Below are 25,303 nucleotides of genomic sequence, written 5' to 3'. Positions count from 1 at the left end.
AAAGGTGATATGGAAATAATCGACAATCGCTCGGCGAAGTCGAACTGCCGCCGCGCCGCTTGTATTGGCGGTCCACGTTGTCCAAGATCGGTGGAGCGTTGTATTCGATAAGAAGGTGGATGTCACATGAAATGTGCTTTTCTGTTGTGCTTGTTCTTGCTGGTGGGGACGAGCGGGAATTCTCATGCCGCTGAAAATTCACCGAAGCACTATGTCTACTTTCACAGCCGGGGGCCGGAAGGAAAGGGCGTCCAGCTGGACGAATCATTACGCGATGCCAGATTCAGCGGCGCACAAATTGCCTATACATGGCGGATTCTGGAGCCGAGCAAGAATCGCTATGACTTCAGTGCGATCAGAGACGACATCGCCTATCTGGATTCGATTGGAAAGAAGATATGGATTCAGCTGCAAGACAAATCCTTCACGCCTCGCCGTAACGTTCCCGATTACCTTCTGAATGATCCGCGCTACAAAGGGGGCGTCATCAAGCAGAGCATGCTGAGCGCCCCCGAGCGCGATCCGAACAAGCCTGCTACCGATGACGAGTACGGTTGGTCCGCCAAGATGTGGGAGCCGCCGGTGCGCGAGCGCTATCAGAAGTTGGTTCAGCAGCTTGGAAAGGAATTTGACGGAAAAATCGCCGGCATCAACTTCAGCGAGAGCTCGATCGACATCGGAACTGAGAATGCGGATGGCACCACGATCTTCCCAGACGACTTCAACCCACAGGATTATGTGGACGCAGTTCGGGAAAACATGCGGGTGTTGTCGGCCTCGTTCACCCGATCGATTCCCATGGTCTACCTGAACTTCGTGCCGGGCGAATGGCTGCCGTGGGATGACAACGGCTATATGCGTAGTTTGTTCGACGAAGCCAAAAGGCTGGGAATGGGAATCGGTGGCCCGGATCTCATGCCGTATCGCAAAAGCCACATGGCGCAGACCTATGGGTTCTTCAATGAGTATCCCAGCGCGCTAGTAAAAGGGATGGCGGTGCAGGACGGGAATCTTCGGCAGATCAATCCCAAGACCGGCAGGAAGAATACGGTGGAGGACATCCTCAATTTTGCCGAGCAATACCTGGAGCTGGACTACATTTTCTGGGCGAAAGATGAGTTGAGCGACGAGGTGCTCAAAGAACTGCCTTATGGGGAAGCAGCTGATTGACGGCTGGCGTTGCCATGAGATGTCGAACCTTCTCGGGCAATCACTCAATGCGCCATCTGCTACGTGCAGTAATGGCTCCTTGTGGGAGGTTCCAGATAGCGTCTCTGCTGCTGACCAGGAAGCACAGACTCCTTCGTATTCCGACTTCAGCTCGCCTCTGGCAACTGACTTGTCAATCGGTGCAACACAAACAAAAACGCCCTAAGTCGTTGACGACAAAGGGCGCTTTGGATGTTTGGTGCGAAGGTGGGACTCGAAAGTTGACAGAACGCTGGGGAAAATGGCTAGATTGGAAGCAGAAGATTAAGAGTGCCCCCAGAAATGCCCCCACAAGACGATCGCTCGGTGGTCTAGAATCTCGGTGGAATCCTGGAGTCAAAGCAATGGGTCGCTGCCGTCTATCTCTGCTGCTGATAATGGTGGCGCCCGCCGCAATGGCTCAGTCGACGGCACCATTTTGCTACGTCAGCAGCCTTGGGCAGGCCCATTGCTTCTACTACAACCTCCCAGCCTGCCAAGCGGTGGCAAGGTCAGGGCAGGGGCTGTGTGTACCAAATCCTGACTACAACAAACCAACTCCCGCTTACGTCCAGCCGCCACCCGTGCCTGTGCAACCGAACTTCGCTGAGAGGTTCTCAGATGGGTATCGACAAGGTGCGGAACAACGACGTGCTCAGGATCTACACGCGGCACAGATGCGTTCTATCGAGGCACAATCACGGGCGATGGAGGTGCAGTCGCCGCGTGTCATCTATGAGTGCCGTGCAGCGAATGGGCAGGTAGATCTGACATCTGTTCCAGCTATTGGTTGCGTCGTCGTCACTGTCTACTGAGTCGAACCCACCGGCGCACTGCCATAGTCCCGAGCCAGCTTTTGAACTTACTTGGGCTTGCGGCGAAGCGCGGACTCGGCTTGAACCGGTAAGTCTTCTTCGCTATAGACACCGTGATATGCCTGATACCTAGGCCAGCTTTGTTTAACGATGCCTTCTAAACGCTTGATCTGTTCACCCGAGAGTTGTCGGACAGCCTTTACTGTATCGCTTCTGACCTTTGAAGAGCTGGTATCTCCACTCTTAAAGTTGGCACGCTTGACAGTGTTCATTTGGGGGCTCCCATGTTTAATGCAGCAGGGTAATAGAGCTTCCGTGTGATCCACTTGAACCCGTTGTACTTCGTAATCGCCGCTAAATCTATTGGCTTGGCAACCGTCATATGGCCTGGCGCGAACCGAACATACCCACACGTTACGCCAATTAGGTAGTCCACGAAGTCTACGGCATCCTGAATAGGCATTGCGCCGTTAATCAATGGCTCCATGCTGGCTAGTAGTTGATCAGCAACGTCCTGCTGCACGCCAGCATCCAGCAATCTCTGCAAGATCTGGTCCGAATATCCCCAGAGGATTCTCTGGATTGGTTCTCTGGCTCCCTCCCAAACGCAGTCCCAAGGCGTGTCGGCCGCAATTAGCTTTGTGACGTCGCAGCCGCGCTGGGTCAGCAGGATCCGCCATACCTCGGAACTATCACTACCTGAAGCGAAGCCACCCACGAAGAAGCCCATTACGGCACCCAAGTCATCGTCAGGGCCTACCTTAGCTGCACCAAACTCCGCGAGGTACAGATCGTCGTAGTAGTACCGCTTGAATCGGTCAACAACGTCATCAATTTTGTAGTTTGCGCTGTCGATCTTCCAGTCTGGATCTTCGCTTTGAATCCGAATCTTTAAGTCATTCGCTAAACTGGAAACAGACCGATTCTTCAGCGCTCCTAATCCAAACGTAAGAGCGCCAACTGGCAGGCCATCGACCCGAATTAGCTTCTCTGTATTGAAGTAAGAATTGTGATAGTCGGTCCCTGTGAAAAGGGTGGACGCACTATCGGCCCCCAGCACTAGCCCGTCTCCGACTTTGAGAGCTACGACGATCGTCATTCACGATCCCCCCGATCAGAATGGATACCCCTGCGGCGAAGCCTAGGTCATTCTGATGGTCCGCGCCAGTTTGCTAAGGACGTGGGAGCGCGCGGTTTTGTCTCAGGTTCGCCAAGGCTCGGGCTTTTCCTTGAGGCGTGCGAGGCCCCGTGGAGCGGCCGCCATGGAACCTGCATCGCTTCTTTCCGGGTTCGCTCAATGCCTTACAGGGCAAACTGTCCCTGTGACGCCGCGCGCCGCATGGGCGGCGCTGCTGGGCTAGTGCCTGCCTCTTTTGGGCTAGCCATTTCTCTGCCCAGTGCGGCAGTCCAACTCCGAAGTCATACGCGCGCGCGCATTTGGTGTCACTTAATTCCGGCAAATGGACCGAAGTCATGGGTGTCACTACCTCGGGCTTCTTTATTCCGGCTAGCTCGGCCCACTCGGCAACGATGGCGTCTAGGGTCGCGCTGTTGGTCGCCGCCAGACTGCCTGGCTGCTTGGTCGCCTGGACGGCGAGAATGACCGCATGAGCTTCTTTGCCAGGCATGTAATCGATCCGGACCATACGCGCGCGCCTAGCCCGCTGTACGGCGGCCAAGTGTTTCCGGTCGCGTGACAAGTAACCCTCGCTCATGGCTTGTTCCCGCCGTTGTCGCCTGACTCGGCGTGCAGGGACGGAGCCGTCCGTTGTCGACAACAGGGGCAGCCTTCACCGTCGCAGTGGGGACAAATGTGCGCTTCGCTCGCGTCAGTCGTGCCATTCGCGCCAAACTCCCCGTGTGGCGTAACTGGCGCGACTGTGCCGGTAGTGGCGCGACTGGCGAGCCGCCAAGTCGCTGACTGGCCGAACCCACCGCGCCGGGATTCTACGCCTGCGCGTCTCATTGCGCGCTGCACCGTCCGCCAGGCGAAGCCAGATTCGTCCGCCTGCCTCTTCAGATCTTTGACTGGCATCGGGCAGGGCTCTAGCACGTCGCGCAGCCAGTCGGCAGCGTCGCGCTGTTCCTCACGTTCGTCGTCGTGCCGCTCCACTTCCGCTAGCAGGTCTCGGGCGTTGCCTACCAGTGCATCGCCCCACGAGACACGACATGCTTCAATGGTCGGAGTGTCCGGTAGTGGTGCTTGTGATAGGTCATAGACAAACCCTCCACCGTCGGGACCGATATTCGACTTCGCCCGCAGCAGCACACGGCGGGCCGGCGTATCTTTGTCGGCATCTTGTTTCGCTGCCACCACGATCAGCCGGGGCAGCGCGCCGAACGCAAGCGAGCCGGTGATTCGCTCAACGGGTTCACGGCCAGCCGTGCCTTTCGTGAAATGCGTAACGCCTAGCAGCGCGCAATGGTGCTGTTGGGCCAGGTCGACCAGCGGTTGCAGCCCACGCCGTACCTCGGCGTTTTTGTGCGAGTCGCCGGAGACGGCGGAAACGATAGGGTCAACCACCAACAGGCGCACGTCGGGAATATCCGCCAAAGCATCGGCCAGCAGCGCGGTATCGTTTGCCGGATCGAAGGGATAGCGTCGTCCTTTTTCTCGGATGCCGCTGACCAAATGGACACGCCTCATATCCGCGCCAGCGACCAGCAGGCGCGGTGCCAGCGTGTCGGCGGCGTCATCTTCGCCGCTCCAGATCGCCACGCTACCACGGGCTGCATGCGAACCATCCGGCCACCTGCCACCGATGGTGACGGTAGCAGCCAGCGCCGTGGCAATCGTCGTTTTGCCAGTGCCCGGTTGCCCGCCAATCAAGTGTAGCTTTCCGGCAGCCAGCCAGCCAGGCCACAGCCAATCGATAGGTTCGGGCTTCACGTCGGAACCGCGCAACAGAATCACACGGGGCGCGTCGTCATCGACCTTCGCTCCCTTGCCCGACGACGGCCAGCGGCCGGAATAGTCAGTCGCGCTCATTGAGCATCTCCCGCGCATCGAACAAGCGAACGGCCACTTCGTCTAGTTCCTGGCGTTCGTCGTCGGACAGGCCAAAGCCGGCCCGCAGGATTTCCACAATGTGTTGCAATGTGTTCACGTCTCGGCACAGCACGCCCAGCACCAGCGCAAAACCGGAGAGGCGGCGTTGCAGGCGGCGTGCGACTTGGGCTGCATTGCGCGGAAGGTCTACAGTAACGGCACTCACTGCGCACCGGCCAGCGCGGACAGGGCCGCATCCAGCAAGTCAGCGGCGATGACCGCGCCCCATTCCGGCGTGTCCGTTGTCGCGGCATAGCGGGCCAGTTCGGCGCGGGCCTCATTAACCGCATCGCGCGCGGGGTTGCGGTATATTTCCCATGCACTCAGCCTGCCAGCCTGTGTCACGTTGCCCGCCCCGCGCGGGCTTCGTTGTCTTAGTGGGATAGCCACTAGATCACCGCCTTTGCATCGCGTTCGGCAATGCGGCCGATAATCCAATCATCAATCTCGGATGTGTTCCATGCGCTTGCACGTTCACCCAGCTTTACAGCGGCTGGAAACGTGCCGATGGCGATACGTCGATAAATCTCGGATCGAGATAGGCCGGTGCGTGCCTTAACGCTTGGGAGACGTTCAAGCAGTAGGTGGCCTACTAGAGGTGGACAGTTGCTGTGGGTCATCGCGGCATCTCTCGCAATGCCCGGGGACCGCCCGGGCTTACGTAGATACTCGGGCCGCTTTTTACTTCCGAATGGCTATTGTGGAAGGATGATTGTCTATTGCGGATTGCTATCAGGAGCTTGCGTGCGGGCTTCGTCTATCCATTTTCGAATGGTTGCCTCGCCAGGACCGCCTGTGAAGCCAAGTTGCTCAAGTTGCTTCTGTACGGGAACTGCTGGTCCTCGCGTGGGAAGCTTTGCCATAACGTCTAACGCGCGGATTATTCGTAGGAGGCTGTTCCTTTCGCGTCCTTCGAGGGGTTTCTCTTGGCCCTGTCCCGTTGCGTTCCCGATGAACTCCAGTAGTTTGCTCGGGCGTACAACCACCACAACGTCTTTCGGTATCCCCCCGGCGGGAAAATAAGCGCTCGAATCGCTCCATGGCTTTTTTCTCATTGCCTCCGTGGCATATTCGTTATCGTTCCAGTGTTCTTGGAGCCACGCGAACTGTCCGCTATCGTCGCAGACGTAAGTACCGTCCAAATGCATGAGTTCAATCGGCGGTCCGCCTACTTCCTGTTGGAGTGCGTGCTCGATATCTAAGCGTTCCGCACCGATCATCGGCAGGTCCCACAGCCCGTCGATAGACGAGACATGCTTGCTGAAACTGATGCACTCAGTTGCAGATATCTGGTTTCCATTGAGAAGCACCATCTTCTCTGGATAATCTTTACTTTCCAGTAGCTGCTTGCGGCTAGGGTCTCGCTCCAGCCATGCTTCAAATTCCGGCAGTGCGGTCTCCGATATGCTTAGGCGTATACCAGTCTCTTCACCTTGACTGAGGCTTGGCATTACACGAAAGCCTGCATCCCGTATTGCCATTTTTCTGCCGAGCCTGGCACGGCCATGGTTAACGAAGTTAGCTGAAAGGACTAGGTGCTTACCAAGTGCAAAGCGATACAGATCGGCAATGGAGACGTTCTCTTGAAATACAGCAGATAAGTGCTGCGCTGCTTCATCGAGTGTCAGCCATTCCTTAAGCGACAACAGTATGCTCATGCGCGCATGCCCCCATGTTTCGTGAAATGGTGCACGGTAGGTACCTGTCTGCACATTCCATCCGGCGCTAATGACTTTCCTTTTGGTGTCATAGTCAGGTTATGCATTGCGCCTCAATTGGAGCACCTTTCCTGTGCTGGCACGAAGGTCATCTAGGTAGTTGGCCCACCTTTGCATTGCCTGCTTACGTTCTTTAACGAAAGCCGTTCGATCGTAAGCCTTCTGAATTTCGTCCTTCTTTGCATGCGCTAGCTGTGCTTCCAGGACGTCGGCAGCGATGCCAAGCCGCTCACGTGCGACGGTGCGGAACATTCCACGGAAGCCATGCGTCGCATGTTTCCCCTGAAACCCCATTCGGCGAAGGGCAGAGCTAAGTGCATCGCGGTGCAGGTGCGGGGTCGTTTGCCTTGCGAGTGGCGGGAAAACGTAGCGTCCGCCGTCCGTGTAGACTCCCATTGCGCGCAAAGTGTCCACAGCCTGCCGTGAGAGAGGGACGATATGCGCATGCCGGGTTTTCATCTTGGTTCCCGGGATTGACCATTCAGCGTTGGCCAGATCAATCTCCGACCACTCCATTGCCACAATATTGCCCGGCCTTTGTGCGGTCAGCATTGCCAGTTTCAGCGCAGCGCGCGTGACAGGAATGGGGTAGGCTTCGACGGCATTGGCTACATTGCACACGTCGGCCAAGTCCACAGCGGCAGGGATATGTCCCTTCTCGGCTTTTCTCAACACGCCACGCAGGTCAAGTAAGCGACCTTCATCCCGTAGCCCCTCCCGGATGGCGAACCTCACGATATTGCCCAAGTAGCCGCGCGCTTTGGTAGCAAGTGATGTAGGGATGCCCGTTAGTGCATCGGCAGCCTGTTTTGTCGTCAAGGTGGTTATTGAGTCGCGAGCGAGCGCTGGAGCTAAGTACGTGTCGACCACATAGAACGCCTTGCGGTGCGTCTCATCAGCCCATCCAGGCCTCATCTTCGCCAGCCATGCTCTAGCCACCTTGGGGAATGGTGCCTCCGCAGCACGCTTGGCAACGGCAGCCTTCTCCACCTTGGCGGCAGCAGGATCGGTGTCTTCTCGCAGTAGCGCGCGCGCCTTGGTTGCACGGTCGCGGGCCTCTGCAAGAGAGACTTCGGGAAACTTCCCAAATGCCAGTCGCTTTTCCTTGCCTGCGAACCGATATTTCAGCCGCCACAGGCGTGAGCCACCAAGGGTAACTTCGAGATAAAGCCCATGTCCGTCGAAATGCTTACCAGGTTTAGCAGTCTTGATTCCTAGGGAACTGAGCTTGCTCGTCTCTCGTGCCATACGTGCCCCCAAATTGGGGCACAGTCATCAATGCCGCCCCCTCGCGCCCCCAAGCATGCCCCCGAAGTGAGCGGGATTCAATGGGACATCATGGGATGACATGAAGCAAAAAGCCCCGCAAAATGCGAGGCTTTTGGCTAGTTGACTGGACCGTCTTGGATTTCTTGGGACGTGGTCGTGGTGCCGAAGGTGGGACTCGAACCCACACGCTTTTAACGGCGGCGGATTTTGAGTCCGCTGCGTCTACCATTCCGCCACTTCGGCGCGGACGCGAAGTATAGCCGAAGCGAGGCGCTCGCCGACAGGGGTTGAAGTCTGATTCGAATCCGTTCTGGCTCAGGCCGCCTGGTCTGTGCCCAGCAGGCGCTCGCCGCGGCGCTGCCAGCCTTCCACGTCGGCGTCTTCTTCTGGCGTATAGATGCCGCAGCGGACCATGGTGCGCTGGTACACGTGCAGCGACACGGCCACCGCCTTGTCGCTGGGGTTGCGGATGGTGTGGTATTCGTGCGGCGGGATCAGGCTGCCGGCCGAGCCGGTGCCGGCTTCGATGGTGCCCGCGGCGACGAAGCGATAGCGCTCTTGATCGTGCTCGGCCAGCTCGTACTGGGTGATTTCCAGCCGGCCGCGCCACACGCCTTCCACGCACCACATGCCCGAATGATCGTGGATCTTGGTGCCCTGGCCCGGCCCCCAGGTCATGGCGATCACGCTGTAGCCAAGATTCGGGCTGGTGTAGACCTCGCGGCGTGCGTAGTGATCGGCAATGGGTTCCAGCACGCAGGCGGGCAGGGCGATGTCGTCGTCGCAGATCAGCTCGCACAGCGACTTGCGCAGCGCATCGGTGACGGCCCTGTCATCGCCCAATGCGACCGCCGCATCCAGCGAAGCGACCAGTTTGTCGTGGCCCGGAAAATCGAGGCTCATGAGGCGTTCCCAGAAGAAAGTGCGGGCATTTTACTCCGCGCCTGCGTGGTGGGGATGTCCTTGCTGTGTCGTGCGTGGAAATCCACCCGATGTAGGTAGGAGCGCCGTCCCCGGCGCGAGCTCTTGCTGGACACCCGTACCGGCCCGATTCACCCGAGGAGTGAGGTTTCAGAGATCCGCCAGGAATCCGGCTACGGCGGGGCCAAAGCGGGCGATATCGACCAGGAAGGCGTCGTGGCCCTGAGGTGACTCCAACGCAAGGAATTCGGCTTGCGCGCCGCCCGCGGCGAGCCCTTCGGCGATCTGCTGTTGCTGCTGCAGCGGGAACAGGATGTCTGTGATGGCGCCGATGGCCAGCGCTTTTTCCACCCGGATGCGCGCAAGTCCGCCGACTACGTCGCCATTGGTTCGCTCTTCAGAGGCGTACTCGGCCAGATCGAACCAGTCCATCGAACGGCTGAGATAGAGATAGCAATTGGGATCGAAACGCCGGACGAAACGCCGCGCGTGGCCTTCCAGATAGCTTTCCACCTGGAATTCCAAGCCGAAGGGATCCTCGTCAGGGCGATCCGACTCCAGCCGAACGCGGCCGAAACGGCCGTCCCATTCCAGCGCCGAACGGTAGGTGATGACCCCGAGCTTGCGCGCCATGCGCATACCCGACTCCGGATAGTTCTCGTCGTCGTAATGGCCGTTGTTCCACTTCGGGTCCAGCCTTATCGCCTCGCGCTGCAACGAACGAATGGCGATGGAAAACGGCAGCGCCTGCGCACTGCCGGAAATGTTGATGTGCGTGCGCGCCGTGCCGGGGTGGCGCAGCAGGAAAGCCAGTGCGGTCATGCCGCCCATCGAGTTGCCGATGATGCAGGCCAGCCGCTGGATGCCCAGGCCGTGCACCACTTCATACGCCGCATCGGCGACGTCTTCTATCGACAGCTCCGGGAAATCCAGCCGATACAACTCGCCCGAGGCTGGGTTGATCGACGCCGGGCCAGTGGAACCTTTGCAGCTTCCCAGCGAATTGACGCAGATGACGAACCAGCGGTCGGTATCGATGGGTTTGCCGGGACCGAGCATCGCTTCCCACCAGCCATCTTCCGGATTGGCGTCATTGCGCGCGGCATGCGCGTCAGGCGACAGGCCGGTGACGATGAGGACGGCGTTGTCGCCGGCTGCGTTCAAATCGCCCCAGGTTTCGAACGCCACGCGTGCGTTGTACAACTGACCGCCGCGCTTCATCGGGAATGGCGAGGACAGGGAGTGGAAGCGTGTGCCGGGCGGGATGAATTCGGTCATCAAGCCAGTTTAGGGAAACCGGGAGAGGTGCGCCAACCCGCGGATGGATTGCTGTGTGCGTGCGGCCAATGTCGGATTGGTCTACAAGGATCGCCTACTCGACAATTTGGTCTATGCGCAGGGAGTATTCCGCGCCCGGCCTCACTTCCGCTTTAAGCGGAGCGGCTTCCAGATCGCCAGGTTTGGCCGTGACATCGCCCGCCTTGGATATGCGCGCCACCAGTTCGACATTGCCGGTCTGGGAAAGCTTCATGGTCGGCATGGGGCTGTCGCTGTCGCTCAGGGCGACGGTGATCGGGAACTCGGTCGCCGGCACCCGCTTGGCGGCGACCGGCATCGGCGGACCGCCGGCTTGGCGGGCGAATACGAACAAGACATCGCCGGCCGAAAGCCTGGCTTTCAGGACTGGGGCAATATCCACCACCACCGTCAGCAATGCCGGCGATGGGGCTGCCGCAGGTGCTTCGGGCAGTGGCGGCAGGCCGGCTTCGGAACGGGCGGTGTTGATCTGGGTCCTCAAGGTGGTGGCCGTGTTGGCATCGACTTGTGCCAGCAGCGGCTCCCAGGTCTTGGCTGCTTCGGCCGGTTGATCGTTCTGGCGCTGCGAGACGCCCAGGAACCAGCGCGCACGCTGATGATTCGGCTCGATCGCCAGCGCGCGATAAAGCAGCGTTACTTCATCGCTGCCAAGCCGTCGTTGCGGGTCGGCGAACATCCGTGCCTGAGCGGCTTCCACCAGCAAGTCGGCGTTGTCGGGCATCAGCTTGATAGCGCGATCGAACGCGGCGCGTGCCTCGGGGTAGCGTTCTTGCGCGGTGTACGACTTGCCCAGCAAGCGCCAACCTTCCGGCTCGTTGGGATGTTTCTTCAGTTCCGCTTCCAACTGCGCCACCGCTTCTTCCAGCGTCGTGGGCATGGCCTTTGCGGCGGGGTCCAGCGCATCGGGCGCGCCCACCACGCGGTAAAGCGCGAACGTGGCGATACCCAACGCCATCAGCGTACCGAATACCAGTCCACGCGAGTCCCGCCAGAGCGGCCACAGCACGCCGGCGAGTACAGCCACGGTCAACAACGCAGCAAGCGCGGCGAACAGTCCCATTACCACTCCTGATCTTCGTCGGGTTCGGAAACCGGGCGGCCACCGCGTTTTTTCACGACGCGCCACACGATCAGCCCACCGGCGATCAACAGCAGTGCGGGGCCGAACCACAACAGCCACGTTCCCGGCGTCACGTCGGGCTTGTACAGCACGAATTCGCCGTAGCGATCCACCAGGAAGCGTTTTACTTCCGCATCCGATTTGCCTTGGCGTATCAGGTCCAGTACTTCGCGACGCAGATCGTGGGCGATTTGCGCGTCGGAATCAGCCAACGATTGGTTTTGACACATCACGCAGCGCAGCTCGGCCGTCAGCCGGTGGAAGCGGACTTCCTCGGCGGTGTCGTTGAATTGCAGCGGCGTGGGGTCTTTGGCTTGGGCGAAGGTGTTGTAGGCCAGCATTGCCAACAGCAACCCCAATATCCATACCGCAGGCCGGATATTGACCCGCCGTGATGGCTCCGTGGAAACGTCGGCGTTCATCGCTCCGCTTCCACCTTCTCAAGCACGGGAATCAATTCGTTGGCGATGATCGCGTCGTCGACAGCACCCACGTGCTTCCACCGGATGATGCCCTTGCCGTCGACCAGGAAGGTTTCCGGCGCGCCGTAGATGCCCCAGTCGATGGCGGTTCGGCCTTCCACGTCGGCGATGACCAGCATGTAGGGGTTGCCGAACTGCTCCAGCCAGCGCAATGCGTCCTCGCGCTCGTCCTTCAAGTTGTAGCCGATGAAGCGCACGCGCTTGGTCAGGGCGAATTTGGTCAGCACCGGATGCTCAACGCGGCATTCCGGGCACCAGCTGCCCCACACATTCATGACATAAGGTTGGCCGGCCAGGTCGGCTGGTGTGATGCGCTTGTCGGGTTCGTGCAGCGACGGCAGGTCGAAGGAGGGCGCCGGCTTGCCGATCAGCGGCGAGGGCAGGGCATCGCGATCACCGCGACCAGACTGCTTCACACCATAGAACAGCAATCCCATCAAGCCGACGAAGAACAGCCCAATCACGACGATCGCGAAAACGAGTGCGCCGTGCGACTTCTTGGGGGCAGGTGCAGGAGATTGCGCAGGTGTGTTCATGGGATTTTCGCTTCATAAGTACGACGGAAGCGTTTGTCCGCCGCGGTGACGAATCCGCCAAGCGCCATCAGCGCGGCGCCCAGCCAGATCCAGCGTACGAAAGGTTTGATGTGCACGCGCACCGCCCAGGCGTCGTCGCCCAGCCGGTCGCCCAGCGCCACGTAGACATCGCCGAACAAGCCGGGCCGAATGCCGGCTTCCGTCATCACCTGGCCACCACTGGCGTAGGCACGCTTCTCCGGGTGCAGCAAGGTCAACGGGCGATCGTTGCGCAACACCTGCACATGGCCGCGGTCGGACAAATAATTGGGGCCGCGGACTTCATCCACGCCTTCGAAGCGGAAACCATAGCCGCCCACTTCAACCGTTTGGCCCGGCTTGAGCGCCAGTTCGCGCTGCACGTTCAAGGCTTCTACCAGCAAAGCGCCGACCAGGAACACCGCGATGCCAAAATGCGCCAGCGTCATGCCGAGCATCTCCGGTGTGAAGCGGCCATTGCCGCGCACCCGTGTCCACACGAAGCGCAACGTGCCCAGGCCGACCCAGGCCGCGGCGAAGATGCCGGCTGCCGTCTTCCATTGCCCCTGCGGCGCCATGAAATAGGCGACGGCCGCCAGCACCAGTGCCAGTACGGCCCACGGCAGCAGCATCGATAAAGGCTTTGACGCTTGCTCTCGCTGCCAACGGGTCAGCGGACCGAACGGCACCAGCAGCACCAGCGGCGTCATCAGCAGGACGAACAGCAGGCCGAAATAAGGTGGACCCACCGATATCTTGCCCATACCCAGTGCATCGGCCAGCAGCGGATACAGCGTGCCCAACAGCACCATGCCGCAGGCCGAGGTCAGCAGCACGTTGTTGGTCAGCAGCAGGGTTTCGCGCGAACTGGCGGCGAAGCTTCCCTTGGGATCGGTGTCGCTGTCGGTCAGCCCCTGCACCCGCAGCGAGTACAACAGCAGCGAACCGCCGATCACCAAACCCAGGAAGATCAGTACGAACATGCCGCGCGTAGGATCGGCAGCGAACGCATGGACACTGGTCAGCACGCCGGAGCGCACCAGGAACGTGCCCAGCAGAGACAACGAGAAGGCCGCGATGGCCAACAGCAATGTCCAGCCGCGGAAGCTGCCACGCTTTTCGGTCACCGCCTGCGAATGCAGGAGCGCGGCGCCGACCAGCCAAGGCATGAAGCTTGCGTTCTCCACCGGGTCCCAGAACCACCAGCCGCCCCAACCCAGTTCGTAGTAGGCCCACCAACTGCCCAGCGCGATGCCGGCGGTCAGGAAGCCCCAGGCGATATTGGTCCATGGCCGCGTCCAGCGTAGCCAGCGCGCATCCACGTTGCCGTCCAGCAGTGCGGCGATAGCGAAAGCGAATGGCACCGCGAACCCGACGTAGCCGACGTACAGCATCGGGGGATGGATGATCATGCCGGGGTCTTGCAGCAGCGGGTTCAGATCGCGGCCTTCACCGGGCGAGGGCAACAGGCGAACAAAGGGATTGGAAGTGAAGATCAGGAACGCCAGGAAGCCGATGGCGATGATGCCCATCACACCCAGCACGCGCGCGATGACCTTTTCAGGCAGTGCTCTAGAAAACAGGGCGACGGCCGCGGTCCATACCGCCAGCACCAGCGCCCACAGCAGCAGCGAGCCCTCGTGCGAACCCCAGACGGCGGTGTAGCGATACACCAAGGGCAACAGCGAGTTGGAATTCTGAGCGACGTACTTGACCGAAAAATCCTGCGTCACGAACGCAGTGGTCAGTACGACGAAGGCCGCCAGCACAAGCAGCAGTTGCATGTACGCGGCTGGCCGTGCCACCGCCATCCAGCTGGCCTTGCCACGCTGAGCGCCTGTCAAGGGCAGCAGCGCCTGCAGCACCGCGACGAGCAGTGCGAGGATCAGCGCGATTTGTCCAAGTTCAGGCAGCATGGGTCGAAGGCCAAAAAGAAAAGAAGGCCGTCATCCCGGCGAAGGCCGGGACCCAGCGGCTTTGGTGGTTCGTCGAAAGCACAGGCTCGTGGGCATTTCGTGCCGTCGCGCTCCAGCGCGAAACGCTATTCAATTCACCGACTCCGCAGCCGGCGCCTGCACATCATGCTTCTGGTGCGCCTTGCCCATCTTGTCAGCCACTTCCTTTGGCATGTAGGCCTCGTCGTGTTTGGCCAGCACGTCTTCGGCTACGAAGACGCCGTCCTTCATCGTGCCGGTCGCGACAACCGCTTGGCCCTCGCGGAACAGATCCGGCAGGATGCGGTCGTACGTGACAGGCAACTGTGCATCGCCATCGGTGACGCGAAATTGCGCCACCAACGAACCCGGTTCGCGCTTGAACGAGCCTTTTTCCACCATGCCGCCCAGACGGAAACGTGCGCGTTCGCCCGCTTCGCCGCGTAGTACTTCAGCGGGCGTATACAAGTAGGCAACATTGCGCTGCAAAGCAAACGCGATCAGCGTGGTGGCAATGGCGGCCACGGCAACGATCAGCAGTACCAGCAGCAGGCGTCGGCGGCGGGTCGGATTCATCGGGTCAACTCCACGGGCGCAGAACGCTTGGCATCACGCGTGGCACGCATGCGCGCGGCGCGCAGCTCGCGACGGATCTGCAAGCGAGGCGCAAGAAAATCCCACAGCAGCACAACGGCAAACACCGCATAAGCCGCCGTGACGTACGACAGATAACTCATGATTCCACCTCCGCGCTGGGTCGTCCTGCCAGACGCGCGACCCAATCCTTGCCGGACTCGCGCCGCAGGTTGTCGGCGCGAGCGCGCGCCAGCAGCGAACCGGCGAACCAGAACTTGGTGGCGACCAACATCAGCCACAACGGCAGCACCATGCTGGGGTCCATTTTTGAACCGCCCGTAAGGCTGATCGTCTGGCCTTGGTGCAGCGAATTCCACCACACCACCGAATAGCGAATGATCGGCAACAACGCCACGCCGACGATGGCGAGCAAGCCGGCGGCGCGTGCGGCGGCGCGGCGGTCGTCGATGGCGTTGTACAAACCCATGACGCCCAGATACAGGAATAGCAGGATCAGTTCGGTGGTCAGCCGCGGGTCCCAGTCCCACCAGGTGCCCCACATCGGCTTGCCCCAGATCGAGCCGGTGAGCAGGGTGATAAGGGTGAAGGCCGCCCCGATGGGCGCGCAGGCCATGGCCAGGATCTCGCACAACTTGATACGCCAGATCAGCGCGATGGCGGCGTAGAAGGCCATCAGGCCGAAGACGAACAAGCTCATCCAGGCACTGGGCACGTGAATAAAGAGAATCCGGTAGCTATCGCCCTGCTGATAGTCGGCCGGTACCACGAACAACGCCTGCCACAGGCCAAAACCGAACAGCACCAACGCGGCCAGGTAGCACCACGGCGTCCATCGCGCCGCGAAACGATCGAAGTACGGCGGCGAGCCGAGTTGATGGAACCAGCGGACGAGGGGATTCATGCGGATGCAGGGGGCTCGGGGCGGACTCGGTAGGAGCAGGCGTCAAATCGGAGAAGCGTCAGTTCAGGGCGATGCGGATGGCGGCGGCGGCAGTCAGGGGTGCCAGCACCAGCGCCAGCACCAGGCCTGCGCCCAACAGCAGCAGCGCGCCGACCGCATCAAGACCTTGTGCGCTGGCGGCAACGCTGCCGGCGCCGAACACCAGTACGGGGACGTACAACGGCAGCGCCAGCAGGGCGACAAGGATACCAGAGCGCCTCATTCCGACGGTTAGCGCCGCCACAACCGCACCCAGCAGGCTCAACAGCGGCGTTCCCAGCAACAACGAGGCCATCAGCACCGGCAACTCACCGCGCGGAAGATGCAGCAATTCGCCCAACAGCGGGGTGATCAAGATCAAAGGAAAGGCCGTCGTGGCCCAATGAGTGAGCACGCGCACCGCCACCAGCCAAGCCAGCGGCACCGGCGCCAGGATCCATTGCTCCAGCGAACCGTCCTCAGCATCGCCGCGAAACAGCGTATCCAGCGACAGCAGCCCGGCCAGCAGAACCGCGACCCAGAGCACGGCGGAGGCGACCTTGCGCAGGCTTTCCGCTTCGCCGCCCAGGCCCAAAGCGAATAACACGACCACCAGCAAGGCGAACAGCGCCGGCTGGAACGCATCGCCGCGTCGGCGCCACAGCAGGCGTAGATCGCGAACGATTAGTGCACGGGCGGCTTGGATGAGGGTAGGGGCGGTCATGGGAGCCAAGCCGGGAACCGGGAACCGGGAGTGGGGAATCGGAAGCAGGGAGCGCGGCCCGGCACCGGGCAGGCAGATGTTCCACCGGGCGAAAACCCGCTTTTCCCATTCCCCATTCCCCATTCCCCGTTTCCGCTTGTGCCAGAGACACATCCGCTCATTCGACTGCCTCCGCTTTCCCAAGCTCCAGCATTCGCGTCTGCACTGGTGGCGCGGCGTAGGCGCCGTGAGTGGTGACCAGGGCGGCACCGCCGTTACGCAGATGCGCGGAAATCATGCGATTGACCAGATTGATGCCCTCCAGGTCCAGATTGGCATAGGGCTCATCCAGCAGCCACAGCGGTGCCGGAGACAGCCACAGCCGGGCCAGCGACAGGCGTTTTTTCTGCCCGGCGGACAGTTGGCGAGCCAGGGTGTCTTCATAACCTGCCAATCCGACCATCGCCAGCGCATTGCCGGGCATCTGACGTGCGCGGCGCCCGTGCAGACCGCACAGGAAGTTCAGGTTCTCCAACGCGTCCAGATCGGCTTTCAGTGCGGGCAAATGGCCCAGGTAGGCAATGGCATGCGAGCGCCGGGCCGGACCGGCGGGTTGCCCACCGATGTCGATTTCGCCCGCGTCCGCGCGCAACAGGCCGGCCAGTACGCGCAGCAGCGTGGTCTTGCCCACACCGTTGCCGCCTTGCACCAGCAAAGCCTCGCCCGCGTCCACCGCGAATTCCAACGGCCCGAATACCGGTTCGTCATTGCGCGAGAACGACAGACCGCGCGCGGCGAGCAGCGGCGGATGGGAATGCGAAGAATCGATCATTGAGTGGGGTTAGTGCCTTCCTTGAGGACAGCGGTTGCGAGTTACAGGCGTCTCGGGCACTTATTGTAGCGGTGAGTGGCGGTCGCACCGCCGCGAGGCTTCGTCCGCCCGCTCTGGTAGAGCGGAGCTCGCTCCGCTGCTCTTCGCGCCGTGACGGAGGAAAACGCTCCAACGCCAGCGGCGGTCAGCCGGCCCAGTCGATGTAGCCACCGTCCTGAAAAGCCGCGGGACAAGGCCACTGCATCCGCAGCCGCACTGGTTCGCCACGTTGCCAGTACAAGATGCCGCCTTGCCGGAACTCCCGCGCCAACGTATCAGCGCGTTCTATCGGCGCATTCAGCACCAGCCAGCCGTGCTCGGTCGCACCACCTTTGCCGTCGCACCCGATCGCCGGATGGTAGACGTACCCCTCCGCGTTGAGCCTCGCGCGCAAACGCTCATCAGCATCCAGGTTGGCTTGCCGCGAGGCCTCCCCAGGTGGTGGATTCCACGCGGTGATGAGCAGGTACTGGTCGGCAGGCAACTGCCGTTCTATATCGGCAGCGGGTTGACCGACATGGAAAAGCCACTCCTGCCGCCCGATGGTGACGAAGTAATGCGCCGCTGCCCAGGCCGCCGCGAGCTGCGCCTTTTCCGCCTCCGGAACTCCGTGGTCGTTCATGGCCTCATCATCACCCTTCTCCGTCATTGCGTACACTCCGCAGTTCTTCCCCATTGCCGGACCGGCGGATGCTTTTGCAAACCAAACTGCCCAAGGTGGGCACCACCATCTTCACCGTCATGTCGCAACTGGCCGCCGAACACGGTGCGGTCAACCTGGGGCAGGGCTTTCCCGATTTCGCCGTGCCCCAGCGGTTGGTGGATGAGCTGGACCGCGCCATGCGCGAAGGCCACAACCAGTATGCGCCGATGATCGGCGTTGCACCGTTGCGCCAGGCCATCGCGACCAAGGCGCTGCGCTGCTACGGACGCGAGGTGAGTCCGGACACCGAGATCACCGTGACCAGCGGCGCCACCGAAGCGCTTTTCAATGCGGTGCATGCGGTAGCCCGGCCGGGCGACGAAGTGATCGTGCTGGACCCGGCCTACGACAGCTACGAACCCGCGATCGAACTGGCTGGCGCGCGCGCCGTGCACGTGCCGCTGGACCCGCGGACCTTTGCGGTGGATTGGGCCAAGGTGGCAGCGGCGATCACGCCGAAGACGCGGATGCTGATGATCAACAGCCCGCACAATCCGTCCGGTGCGATGTTCACCGAGGCGGATATGCGCGCCTTGACGGATATTCTGCGCGGCACCGACATCGTGCTGATTTCCGATGAAGTGTACGAGCACATCGTGTTCGATGGCCGGCGCCATGAATCCGCACTGCGCTATCCCGAGCTGGCCGACCGCACCTTCGTGGTATCCAGCTTCGGCAAGACCTACCACTGCACCGGCTGGAAGGTGGGTTACGCGATCGCGCCACCGGCACTGACCAACGAGTTCCGCAAGGTTCACCAGTACAACACCTTCACCACCTTCAGCCCGGCGCAGTTCGCATTTGCGGCAATGATTCGCGACGAGCCCGAGCACTACGAGCAGCTCGGCGCCTTCTATCAGCAGAAGCGAGATCATTTTCGCGAGCAGCTGCTGGAAACCCGATTGAAACCATTGCCGGTGCCAGGCGGGTATTTCCAGCTGGTCGATTACTCCGCCGTGAGTGATCTGCCGGACGCCGAATTCTGTCGTTGGCTGACGATCGAACATGGCGTCGCTGCGATTCCACTGTCGCCGTTCTACGAGTCGCCGCCGGCCGGGCAGCGACTGGCGCGATTATGCTTCGCGAAGAATCCGGCGACGTTGGATGCGGCGATAGAAAGGTTGATGAAGCTATAGTTTTTTGCCGTCATCCCAGCGAACGCTGGGATCCATTTTGCTGTTGCTTTCGCCGAGCCAAAACAGCAGAGAGCCAAGATCAAAAATGGTTAGCGTTCGCTGGGATGACGTCGAACAGAACATGCACGCTGGCGGGTGACGCTGGCGATGGAGAGCCCCATGCAAGACCTACGCATCTCACTCGTCCAAGGCGCCACCCGCTGGCACGACCCGGGCGCCAACCGCGACTACTACGGCGACCTGATCGCGCCGCTGGCGGGACGGACCGATCTTGTGATCCTGCCGGAGACGTTCACCAGTGGCTTCAGCAACGATGCCATAGGCCAGGCCGAGGGCATGGAAGGCGAAACGGTCGCGTGGCTGCTGACCCAGTCGGAACTGCTGGGCGCGGCGGTGACGGGCAGTGTGCAACTGCGTACATCAGATGGGGTGTTCAACCGGCTGTTGTGGGCCACGCCGGATGGCGGGTTGCAGTGCTACGACAAGCGCCATTTGTTTCGCTATGCCAATGAGCACGAGCGCTATGCCGCGGGCAGCGAACGACTGACGGTGGAATTGCAGGGGTGGCGCATCAATCCGCTCGTCTGTTACGACCTGCGCTTTCCCGTGTTCGCACGCAATCGCTATGACGTGGAGCGGCCGGAGGATCTTGATTTCGATCTGCAGCTCTACGTTGCCAACTGGCCAGCCGCGCGCGCTTACGCATGGAAGACACTGCTACGCGCGCGTGCCATCGAGAACCTCTGTTATGTGGCGGCCGTCAACCGGGTCGGCACCGATGGCAATGGCCTGGAATATTCCGGCGATAGCGCCGTGATCGATTTCATGGGGCAGCCGATCGTGGAGATGCCAGCGGAAGAAGGCGTGGCGACCACCACGATCTCAACAACGCAGCTGGCGGCGCATCGGGAGCGTTTCCCGGCGATGCTGGATGCGGACCGGTTTTCGTTGGACTAAGCGAAAACTTCGCCTATCCATCGTAGAGCGGAGCTTGCTCCGCTGCTTTGCTTCTTGTAGAGCCGAGCTTGCTCGGCTGCTTTTCGGTCAGTCGTTGCAAAGCAAAAGCAGCCGAGCAAGCTCGGCTCTACGAACCGCTAAAAGAGCTCAACGCTCCGGCAAAATCTGGCATACGGCTTGGCACAGTGCTACGACCTTGCCGTCGGAGCCGCGTGCTTCACCGGAAAGGTGTAGCTGGCTGCGTGTGCGTTCGATCAGCCGCGCGGTGCAGACGATGGCGGTTTCGGCGGCGGTTACCGGGCGCAGGTACTGCGTATTCAATGCCGTGGTCGCGCTGGGTGGTGCGATCAGGTACGAGAACGGCCCTAGCGTATTATCCAGCGCGGCAACGATGAAGCCGCCCTGCATGTGACCCAACGGGTTCTGATAACGCGGCAACACCGGGAAACGTACCGTCAACGAAACATCCTGCTCGTACTCGATGAATTCGCCCTGCATGTCGACCAGACAGGGAGGCGGAATCTGCAGCCGGCTGTCCGCAGGCAGCGAGGCGCGCAGCAACGCATTGATGTCGAATGGGGTCGTGCTCATGGCGTGAAACTCAGTTCGAACGAGGTGAAGAAAGGTGCGCGCGGCGGCCTGCTCAACACGCGATTCGCGAGTTGCTTCTGGAAGCAGATCGCCAGCGGCGTTCCCCCTTCGCGCCAGGTGCGCACGATTCGTCCAGCGGAATCCAGTTCCGCCACCACCACGAACGGTGCCATGTCCGGATTGGGCGTGGCACATGCCGCAATTCCCTCGCCCAGGACTACGCCTTGCGCCTTCAACAACGTGTTCGCGTCGGTGGAAGACAACGCCGCTTCGTCGGCATCGGCTTTTGCTTTGGCCTGCGTATAGCTATCGGCTTGCGCAGAAGCGACACCGGCCCAAAAAACGGCGATGGCAAGCGCAGTGTTAGCGAGCTTCATGAGTACTCCCAAGCAAGAGGAAATCAATAGCAATCATGGCGTCTTCGGCGGCTCAACGCGGAATAGCTTGCCGTCATTCTCGTCGGTCAACACGTAGACGTTGTCGTCTGGGCCGACGCGCACGTCGCGCACGCGCTCGCCGATCTCGTTCAACAGTCGTTCCTCGCCGACGATCTTGTCACCTTGCAACGTCAGGCGAATCAGGTTTCGTTCCGCCAGCGAGCCCAGGAACAGGCTGTCGTTCCAGGCAGCGCCGGGACGGCCGGTGTAGAACGCCATGCCGCTGAGCCCGGGCGATTTTTCCCATACGTGATAGGGCGGCTCCAGGCCTGCCTTCTCGCGGCCTTCGGCCTCGGGAATCGGCAGGCCGGAGTAGTTGATGCCGTGGGTGACGATGGGCCAGCCATAGTTCTTGCCCGGTTGTGGCAGGTTGATCTCATCGCCACCACGTGGACCGTGTTCGTTTTCCCACAGCTTGCCGGTACGCGGATCGATCGCCAGGCCTTGCATGTTGCGATGGCCGTAGCTCCATATTTCGGGACGTGCGTTGGCTTGGCCGACGAAAGGATTGTCTCGCGGCACGCTGCCATCCAGGTTCAAGCGCACCAGCTTGCCTTGCAGTTTGTCCAGTTCCTGCGAGGTGGGGCGGTTGTTGCGTTCGCCCTGGGTGATGAAGATGTGGCCCTGACCATCAAAGGCCAGGCGCGAACCGAAATGGTTGGGGCCCACCAATTTGGGTTCCTGTCGGTAGATGACTTTGACATTCGTCAGGCCAGCTTCGCCCAACGTGGCGAGTGCGACAGCGGTACCGGCGGTGCCGTTGTCGCCCGGCTCGGCGTAACTCAGGTAGATGTGCTGGCTGGTGGCGAAATCCGGCGACAACACGACGTCCAGCAAGCCGCCTTGCCCTTCCGCGAACACTTTCGGCACGCCCGCCAATGGCGCCGACAGCTTGCCGTCGCGACTGATCCTGCGCAGCTGGCCGGAACGTTCGGTCACCAGCATGTTGCCATCAGGCAGGAATGCCAGCGCCCAGGGATGATCAAGCCCACGCGCCACTTCAGTCACACGGATGGGACCTTTTTCGCTGGTCAGCGCCTGCGCCGAAGCGGTCGCGGGTGCCGCGTCGGATGTAGCGCTCTGGGCTTCGCCATTGGCTTGCGGTTGGCAAGCGCCCAGCAGCAATGCGACGGACAAGCCGCAGGCGAGGCGATGAGTGGGGGATTTCACTGTCTTGTTTCTCCTATGCGGGGCAATTATGCGTATCGACTTACTGCAATCAGCGATAACCGGAAGCCTGTAGTTCGAACAGCTCGGCGTAACGTCCGCCTTGCGCGAGCAGTTGCTCGTGCGTGCCGCTGGCTTCCAGCCGGCCTTCATTGAGCACCAGAATACGATCGGCCATGCGCACGCTGGAAAAGCGGTGCGAGATGAGCACGGCGGTGCGATTGTCCGACAATTCCTTGAAGCGTTGGAATACTTCGAACTCCGACCGAGCGTCTAGAGCTGCCGTGGGTTCATCCAGGATCATCACCTGCGCGTCACGCATGTAGGCACGAGCGATCGCGATCTTCTGCCATTGCCCGCCGGACAGATCGACGCCGTTCTTGAAGCGGCGGCCGATCAGTTGGTCGTAGCCATGCGGCAACCCGGCGATCACTTCGTCGGCCATCGCACGCCGCGCGGCGTCGCGAATGCGGACTTCGTCGTCCATCGCTTCTATCCTGCCAACGCCGATGTTTTCGCCGGCGGTGAGGTGATAGCGGACGAAATCCTGGAAGATCACGCCAATATTCGCGCGCAGCTCATCGAGGTCGTAGTCGCGCAGATCGCGGCCGTCCAGCAGGATGCGGCCTTCATCCGGGTCGTACAGTCGCGCCAGCAGCTTCACCAGGGTGGTCTTGCCGGCACCATTCTCACCGACCAATGCCAGCACTTCTCCGGCACGCAGTTCGAAATCCAAGTGTCGCACCGCCCAGCGCTCGGCATCGGGGTAACGGAAGCCGACGTTCTCGAAAACAAAACCTTGCGAGATAGGCTTGGGAATAGCGACAGGATTCTGCGGCGAGACGATTTCCGGTTCGATCGCAAAGAACGAAAACAAATCGTCCAGATACAGTGCTTGTCCAGCGACCTGCGAAAAGCCTATCAGCAGGCCTTCCAGCAACTGCCGCAATCGCAGGAAGCTGCCGGCCAGAAAAGTCAGGTCGCCAATGGTGAAGTCGCCGCGCACCGTACGCCATGCGATATAGCCATACGCGACGTAGTAGCCCATGGTGCCCAGGGCGGCCAGCACCGCACCCCATAACGCACGCCGTCGCGCCAGTGCGCGGTTGGCCAGGAAGAATTTTTCGGCAAGCGTGCGGTAGCGGGAAATCAGGAAGCGGTGCAGATTGAAAATCTTGACTTCCTTGGCTGTCTCCACGCTGGCGCCGGTTTGCCGCATGTATTCCAATTGGCGGCGCTCCGGCGTCCATTGGAAGTTCAGCGAGTAACCCAGCGCGTTGAAGTGCGCTTCGCCGACGAACGCCGGAATCAACGCCACGGCCAACAGCGCGATCAGCCAGGGTGCATAGATCAGCAACCCGGCGGCGAAGCCAATCACCGTGATGGCGTCCTGAGCCTGGCCAAACAGCATGCTCATCAGGTTCATCCGGCCCATGGTCTGGCGCCGCGCCCGGTCCAGCTTGTCCTGCAGTTCGGGGTCCTCGAAGTCTTCCAGATCCAGCGTGGCCGCATGCTCCATCAAGCGGATGCTGGTGACGTTGGTGAACAGTTCCGACAACAGCGCATCGGCATAACTGACCAACCGGCCCAGCAGGTCCGACACGATGGCCAGCGCGAACTCCAACGCCAGCAGCCACGCCAGATGATCCAGCGCACCGCTGCGCCATGCGGTTCCGAGTCCGGCCTGCGGCAGGCCCAACGCAACCACGCGGATCGCTTCATCGATGATCAGCTTGCCGATGTACAGCGCCACGATGGGCAGCAGGGCGCGGATCGCGCGCAGTCCCACGCTGGCCAAGGTCAGGCCGGGGCTGGTCTGCCAGATTTGCTTCAGGAAAGGCGGCAGGTTGCGCATCGCATTGAAGCGTTCGCGCAGATTGGGCTTGGAACCGGATTTGTCCATGGCGCAATTGTGCCTGTGCGATCCCTTGATAAATAAATGCGCCAGATTGAAAGTTATTGTATGGATAAACGTTTTTTTTACAAATAACCTGCCTCCCGTTGCCCAGCATGCGCTTGGCACGACATCAAAACTTTCAAAATGTTTCAGGAGATAGTGTTGAACAAGACTCTGGTTGCGGCCCTCGCCGTTGCTTTACTTGCCGCTCCGGCGGTTTCCTTTGCAAGCGAAGCCGACAGCGGCTTCTTTCTAAATGCCAATAGCGGCATATCTTCGAACCGGATGTCGCAGGGTTCGAACAAGGACATGGCTACCGACCGCAATGACAGCGCCTTTGGAGTTCGTGGCGGTTATCGCTGGGGCAGCGTCGTCAACTATGGCGCCGAACTCGGTTATGTCCACCTGGGCGACTCCTCTGTCAACCTGACAGACGGGACGCTCCGTGCCGATCTGGCTCCTAAAGTCCAAGGCCTGACGGTCGGCGGCAATCTGCAGTACGACTTCAATGGCAGTAACTGGTTTGCTGGCATGCGTGGCGGTTGGTTCCGTGCGCGCAACGATCTGACCGCTTCGATCAGCGAAGGTACTCAGACCCGGAACAGCAAAGTGCGCTATGACAATGATGGCGGCTGGTATGCCGGCGCCAATGTTGGCTATAAGGTCAGCGACAACATCCGTTTCGGGCTGGCTTATGACAACTACAACAATAAAGCGCAGGTCCGCGAAGCCGGTTTTAAGGAAAAATACAACACCGAAATGTACTCGGGCTTCTACGAGTATCAGTTCTGATCTGCTTCCAGGCAGAAGTTGTCGAGCAACGGCCGCGCAAGCGGCCGTTGTGTTTTATGGAGGTTGAGATTGCGTTTCACGTAGAGCCGAGATCATTTATATGGCGGCGCAGCTTGTTGGCTCCATACGCGTAGGTCGGCCCTACGCGGCAGTTGCACTCCCCGCG

At 60.7% G+C, this 25,303-nt stretch carries 28 protein-coding genes and 1 tRNA gene; 4 read left to right on the top strand and 25 right to left on the bottom strand.

What is annotated here, in order from left to right:
* Nucleotides 1–126: 126 nt before the first annotated feature.
* Complete coding sequence (locus tag AADW18_RS18525; RefSeq protein WP_337344879.1) at nucleotides 127–1,170, top strand: hypothetical protein; 1,044 nt, start codon at nucleotides 127–129, stop codon at nucleotides 1,168–1,170.
* Nucleotides 1,171–2,050: 880 nt separating this feature from the next.
* On the opposite strand, the gene AADW18_RS18520 is transcribed toward AADW18_RS18525, so the two are convergent.
* The 21 genes from AADW18_RS18520 to AADW18_RS18420 all read right to left on the bottom strand — a co-directional run bounded on the left by AADW18_RS18520 (nucleotide 2,051) and on the right by AADW18_RS18420 (nucleotide 18,106).
* A complete protein-coding gene (locus AADW18_RS18520; RefSeq protein ID WP_337344878.1) occupies nucleotides 2,051–2,275 on the bottom strand; it encodes a hypothetical protein in 225 nt (74 codons plus the stop codon).
* The gene (locus tag AADW18_RS18515) at nucleotides 2,272–3,102 is read right to left on the bottom strand and encodes a hypothetical protein (protein WP_337344877.1); all 831 of its coding nucleotides are present in this window, start codon (nucleotides 3,100–3,102) and stop codon (nucleotides 2,272–2,274) included. The genes AADW18_RS18520 and AADW18_RS18515 overlap by 4 nt, the downstream gene beginning before the upstream one ends.
* Before the next feature lie 612 nt (nucleotides 3,103–3,714).
* Nucleotides 3,715–4,992, bottom strand: a complete 1,278-nt coding sequence (locus AADW18_RS18510) for an AAA family ATPase (RefSeq protein WP_337344876.1) — start codon at nucleotides 4,990–4,992, stop codon at nucleotides 3,715–3,717.
* The gene (locus AADW18_RS18505; RefSeq protein WP_337344875.1) at nucleotides 4,979–5,218 is read right to left on the bottom strand and encodes a hypothetical protein; all 240 of its coding nucleotides are present in this window, start codon (nucleotides 5,216–5,218) and stop codon (nucleotides 4,979–4,981) included. The genes AADW18_RS18510 and AADW18_RS18505 overlap by 14 nt, the downstream gene beginning before the upstream one ends.
* On the bottom strand, nucleotides 5,215–5,397 hold the full coding sequence (locus tag AADW18_RS18500; RefSeq protein WP_337344874.1) for a hypothetical protein: 183 nt from the start codon (nucleotides 5,395–5,397) through the stop codon (nucleotides 5,215–5,217). Before AADW18_RS18500 ends, AADW18_RS18505 begins: the two co-directional genes overlap by 4 nt.
* Before the next feature lie 44 nt (nucleotides 5,398–5,441).
* Entirely contained in the window at nucleotides 5,442–5,672 is a 231-nt protein-coding gene (locus AADW18_RS18495; protein ID WP_337344873.1) for an AlpA family transcriptional regulator, read from the bottom strand.
* Nucleotides 5,673–5,768: 96 nt separating this feature from the next.
* On the bottom strand, nucleotides 5,769–6,710 hold the full coding sequence (locus tag AADW18_RS18490; RefSeq protein WP_337344872.1) for a hypothetical protein: 942 nt from the start codon (nucleotides 6,708–6,710) through the stop codon (nucleotides 5,769–5,771).
* A 99-nt stretch (nucleotides 6,711–6,809) separates the two neighbouring features.
* Nucleotides 6,810–8,018 carry an integrase arm-type DNA-binding domain-containing protein gene (locus AADW18_RS18485; RefSeq protein WP_337344871.1) on the bottom strand — a complete coding sequence of 403 codons (1,209 nt, stop codon included), beginning with the start codon at nucleotides 8,016–8,018 and terminating at the stop codon, nucleotides 6,810–6,812.
* A gap of 178 nt (nucleotides 8,019–8,196) precedes the next feature.
* Nucleotides 8,197–8,282 (bottom strand) — tRNA-Leu (locus AADW18_RS18480).
* Between the two features lie 72 nt (nucleotides 8,283–8,354).
* Entirely contained in the window at nucleotides 8,355–8,942 is a 588-nt protein-coding gene (locus AADW18_RS18475; protein ID WP_337344870.1) for a cysteine dioxygenase family protein, read from the bottom strand.
* Between the two features lie 168 nt (nucleotides 8,943–9,110).
* Complete coding sequence (locus AADW18_RS18470; RefSeq protein ID WP_337344869.1) at nucleotides 9,111–10,238, bottom strand: homoserine O-acetyltransferase; 1,128 nt, start codon at nucleotides 10,236–10,238, stop codon at nucleotides 9,111–9,113.
* Nucleotides 10,239–10,332: 94 nt separating this feature from the next.
* Nucleotides 10,333–11,337, bottom strand: a complete 1,005-nt coding sequence (locus AADW18_RS18465; RefSeq protein WP_337344868.1) for a tetratricopeptide repeat protein — start codon at nucleotides 11,335–11,337, stop codon at nucleotides 10,333–10,335.
* Nucleotides 11,337–11,738 (bottom strand): cytochrome c-type biogenesis protein, encoded by a 402-nt coding sequence (locus tag AADW18_RS18460; RefSeq protein ID WP_337344999.1) that lies wholly within the window; start codon nucleotides 11,736–11,738, stop codon nucleotides 11,337–11,339. Before AADW18_RS18460 ends, AADW18_RS18465 begins: the two co-directional genes overlap by 1 nt.
* Nucleotides 11,739–11,815: 77 nt before the next feature.
* On the bottom strand, nucleotides 11,816–12,415 hold the full coding sequence (locus AADW18_RS18455; protein WP_337344867.1) for a DsbE family thiol:disulfide interchange protein: 600 nt from the start codon (nucleotides 12,413–12,415) through the stop codon (nucleotides 11,816–11,818).
* On the bottom strand, nucleotides 12,412–14,349 hold the full coding sequence (locus tag AADW18_RS18450; protein WP_337344866.1) for a heme lyase CcmF/NrfE family subunit: 1,938 nt from the start codon (nucleotides 14,347–14,349) through the stop codon (nucleotides 12,412–12,414). The genes AADW18_RS18455 and AADW18_RS18450 overlap by 4 nt, the downstream gene beginning before the upstream one ends.
* A 129-nt stretch (nucleotides 14,350–14,478) precedes the next feature.
* Complete coding sequence (gene ccmE, locus AADW18_RS18445; protein WP_337344865.1) at nucleotides 14,479–14,943, bottom strand: cytochrome c maturation protein CcmE; 465 nt, start codon at nucleotides 14,941–14,943, stop codon at nucleotides 14,479–14,481.
* Nucleotides 14,940–15,104 carry a heme exporter protein CcmD gene (locus AADW18_RS18440; protein ID WP_337344864.1) on the bottom strand — a complete coding sequence of 55 codons (165 nt, stop codon included), beginning with the start codon at nucleotides 15,102–15,104 and terminating at the stop codon, nucleotides 14,940–14,942. Before AADW18_RS18440 ends, ccmE begins: the two co-directional genes overlap by 4 nt.
* Nucleotides 15,101–15,865 (bottom strand): heme ABC transporter permease CcmC, encoded by a 765-nt coding sequence (gene ccmC, locus AADW18_RS18435; RefSeq protein ID WP_337344863.1) that lies wholly within the window; start codon nucleotides 15,863–15,865, stop codon nucleotides 15,101–15,103. The genes AADW18_RS18440 and ccmC overlap by 4 nt, the downstream gene beginning before the upstream one ends.
* Nucleotides 15,866–15,923: 58 nt before the next feature.
* Entirely contained in the window at nucleotides 15,924–16,607 is a 684-nt protein-coding gene (ccmB, locus tag AADW18_RS18430) for a heme exporter protein CcmB (protein WP_337344862.1), read from the bottom strand.
* A 157-nt stretch (nucleotides 16,608–16,764) separates the two neighbouring features.
* Complete coding sequence (gene ccmA, locus AADW18_RS18425) at nucleotides 16,765–17,418, bottom strand: heme ABC exporter ATP-binding protein CcmA (protein WP_337344861.1); 654 nt, start codon at nucleotides 17,416–17,418, stop codon at nucleotides 16,765–16,767.
* Nucleotides 17,419–17,602: 184 nt separating this feature from the next.
* Nucleotides 17,603–18,106, bottom strand: coding sequence for a DUF3293 domain-containing protein (locus AADW18_RS18420; RefSeq protein ID WP_346842737.1), 504 nt, complete (start codon nucleotides 18,104–18,106; stop codon nucleotides 17,603–17,605).
* A gap of 41 nt (nucleotides 18,107–18,147) precedes the next feature.
* On the opposite strand from AADW18_RS18420, the gene AADW18_RS18415 reads away from it, so the two are divergent.
* Together AADW18_RS18415 and AADW18_RS18410 are read left to right on the top strand one after the other, a co-directional pair.
* On the top strand, nucleotides 18,148–19,296 hold the full coding sequence (locus AADW18_RS18415; protein WP_337344859.1) for a pyridoxal phosphate-dependent aminotransferase: 1,149 nt from the start codon (nucleotides 18,148–18,150) through the stop codon (nucleotides 19,294–19,296).
* Between the two features lie 159 nt (nucleotides 19,297–19,455).
* Nucleotides 19,456–20,253 carry an amidohydrolase gene (locus AADW18_RS18410; protein WP_337344858.1) on the top strand — a complete coding sequence of 266 codons (798 nt, stop codon included), beginning with the start codon at nucleotides 19,456–19,458 and terminating at the stop codon, nucleotides 20,251–20,253.
* 147 nt (nucleotides 20,254–20,400) lie between these two features.
* Here the strand turns inward: AADW18_RS18410 and AADW18_RS18405 are convergent, their stop codons facing one another.
* The 4 genes from AADW18_RS18405 to AADW18_RS18390 are packed head-to-tail and all read right to left on the bottom strand — an operon-like array spanning nucleotide 20,401 to nucleotide 24,351.
* Nucleotides 20,401–20,844, bottom strand: coding sequence for a PaaI family thioesterase (locus AADW18_RS18405; protein WP_337344857.1), 444 nt, complete (start codon nucleotides 20,842–20,844; stop codon nucleotides 20,401–20,403).
* Nucleotides 20,841–21,221: a hypothetical protein gene (locus AADW18_RS18400; RefSeq protein ID WP_337344856.1), complete on the bottom strand. Its 381-nt coding sequence runs from the start codon at nucleotides 21,219–21,221 to the stop codon at nucleotides 20,841–20,843. Before AADW18_RS18400 ends, AADW18_RS18405 begins: the two co-directional genes overlap by 4 nt.
* A gap of 33 nt (nucleotides 21,222–21,254) precedes the next feature.
* Complete coding sequence (locus AADW18_RS18395; protein WP_337344855.1) at nucleotides 21,255–22,451, bottom strand: PQQ-dependent sugar dehydrogenase; 1,197 nt, start codon at nucleotides 22,449–22,451, stop codon at nucleotides 21,255–21,257.
* 49 nt (nucleotides 22,452–22,500) lie between these two features.
* The gene (locus tag AADW18_RS18390; protein WP_337344854.1) at nucleotides 22,501–24,351 is read right to left on the bottom strand and encodes an ABC transporter ATP-binding protein; all 1,851 of its coding nucleotides are present in this window, start codon (nucleotides 24,349–24,351) and stop codon (nucleotides 22,501–22,503) included.
* A 156-nt stretch (nucleotides 24,352–24,507) separates the two neighbouring features.
* Here AADW18_RS18390 and AADW18_RS18385 point away from each other — a divergent pair, with 156 nt between their 5' ends.
* The gene (locus AADW18_RS18385) at nucleotides 24,508–25,137 is read left to right on the top strand and encodes an outer membrane beta-barrel protein (protein WP_337344853.1); all 630 of its coding nucleotides are present in this window, start codon (nucleotides 24,508–24,510) and stop codon (nucleotides 25,135–25,137) included.
* Nucleotides 25,138–25,303 lie beyond the last annotated feature (166 nt).

The organism is Pseudoxanthomonas sp. CCNWLY206-1 (genome assembly GCF_039710385.1).
Taxonomy (GTDB): Bacteria; Pseudomonadota; Gammaproteobacteria; order Xanthomonadales; family Xanthomonadaceae; genus Pseudoxanthomonas_A.
The sequence above is the reverse complement of the archived record's forward strand: the minus strand, read 5'-3'. Positions and strand labels throughout refer to the sequence as shown.

What these genes read in the sequence shown, in the direction of transcription:
- AADW18_RS18390 (WP_337344854.1), bottom strand. Translation starts at nt 24,351, where the DNA reads ATGGACAAATCCGGTTCCAAGCCCAATCTGCGCGAACGCTTCAATGCG.
- AADW18_RS18455 (WP_337344867.1), bottom strand. Translation starts at nt 12,415, where the DNA reads ATGAACACACCTGCGCAATCTCCTGCACCTGCCCCCAAGAAGTCGCAC.
- ccmB (WP_337344862.1), bottom strand. Translation starts at nt 16,607, where the DNA reads ATGACCGCCCCTACCCTCATCCAAGCCGCCCGTGCACTAATCGTTCGC.
- AADW18_RS18465 (WP_337344868.1), bottom strand. Translation starts at nt 11,337, where the DNA reads ATGGGACTGTTCGCCGCGCTTGCTGCGTTGTTGACCGTGGCTGTACTC.
- AADW18_RS18515 (WP_337344877.1), bottom strand. Translation starts at nt 3,102, where the DNA reads ATGACGATCGTCGTAGCTCTCAAAGTCGGAGACGGGCTAGTGCTGGGG.
- ccmC (WP_337344863.1), bottom strand. Translation starts at nt 15,865, where the DNA reads ATGAATCCCCTCGTCCGCTGGTTCCATCAACTCGGCTCGCCGCCGTAC.
- ccmA (WP_337344861.1), bottom strand. Translation starts at nt 17,418, where the DNA reads ATGATCGATTCTTCGCATTCCCATCCGCCGCTGCTCGCCGCGCGCGGT.
- AADW18_RS18400 (WP_337344856.1), bottom strand. Translation starts at nt 21,221, where the DNA reads ATGAAGCTCGCTAACACTGCGCTTGCCATCGCCGTTTTTTGGGCCGGT.
- AADW18_RS18405 (WP_337344857.1), bottom strand. Translation starts at nt 20,844, where the DNA reads ATGAGCACGACCCCATTCGACATCAATGCGTTGCTGCGCGCCTCGCTG.
- AADW18_RS18470 (WP_337344869.1), bottom strand. Translation starts at nt 10,238, where the DNA reads ATGACCGAATTCATCCCGCCCGGCACACGCTTCCACTCCCTGTCCTCG.
- AADW18_RS18450 (WP_337344866.1), bottom strand. Translation starts at nt 14,349, where the DNA reads ATGCTGCCTGAACTTGGACAAATCGCGCTGATCCTCGCACTGCTCGTC.
- AADW18_RS18490 (WP_337344872.1), bottom strand. Translation starts at nt 6,710, where the DNA reads ATGAGCATACTGTTGTCGCTTAAGGAATGGCTGACACTCGATGAAGCA.
- AADW18_RS18510 (WP_337344876.1), bottom strand. Translation starts at nt 4,992, where the DNA reads ATGAGCGCGACTGACTATTCCGGCCGCTGGCCGTCGTCGGGCAAGGGA.
- AADW18_RS18525 (WP_337344879.1), top strand. Translation starts at nt 127, where the DNA reads ATGAAATGTGCTTTTCTGTTGTGCTTGTTCTTGCTGGTGGGGACGAGC.
- AADW18_RS18520 (WP_337344878.1), bottom strand. Translation starts at nt 2,275, where the DNA reads ATGAACACTGTCAAGCGTGCCAACTTTAAGAGTGGAGATACCAGCTCT.
- ccmE (WP_337344865.1), bottom strand. Translation starts at nt 14,943, where the DNA reads ATGAATCCGACCCGCCGCCGACGCCTGCTGCTGGTACTGCTGATCGTT.
- AADW18_RS18415 (WP_337344859.1), top strand. Translation starts at nt 18,148, where the DNA reads ATGCTTTTGCAAACCAAACTGCCCAAGGTGGGCACCACCATCTTCACC.
- AADW18_RS18475 (WP_337344870.1), bottom strand. Translation starts at nt 8,942, where the DNA reads ATGAGCCTCGATTTTCCGGGCCACGACAAACTGGTCGCTTCGCTGGAT.
- AADW18_RS18420 (WP_346842737.1), bottom strand. Translation starts at nt 18,106, where the DNA reads ATGACGGAGAAGGGTGATGATGAGGCCATGAACGACCACGGAGTTCCG.
- AADW18_RS18440 (WP_337344864.1), bottom strand. Translation starts at nt 15,104, where the DNA reads ATGAGTTATCTGTCGTACGTCACGGCGGCTTATGCGGTGTTTGCCGTT.
- AADW18_RS18485 (WP_337344871.1), bottom strand. Translation starts at nt 8,018, where the DNA reads ATGGCACGAGAGACGAGCAAGCTCAGTTCCCTAGGAATCAAGACTGCT.
- AADW18_RS18495 (WP_337344873.1), bottom strand. Translation starts at nt 5,672, where the DNA reads ATGACCCACAGCAACTGTCCACCTCTAGTAGGCCACCTACTGCTTGAA.
- AADW18_RS18460 (WP_337344999.1), bottom strand. Translation starts at nt 11,738, where the DNA reads ATGCTGGCCTACAACACCTTCGCCCAAGCCAAAGACCCCACGCCGCTG.
- AADW18_RS18410 (WP_337344858.1), top strand. Translation starts at nt 19,456, where the DNA reads ATGCAAGACCTACGCATCTCACTCGTCCAAGGCGCCACCCGCTGGCAC.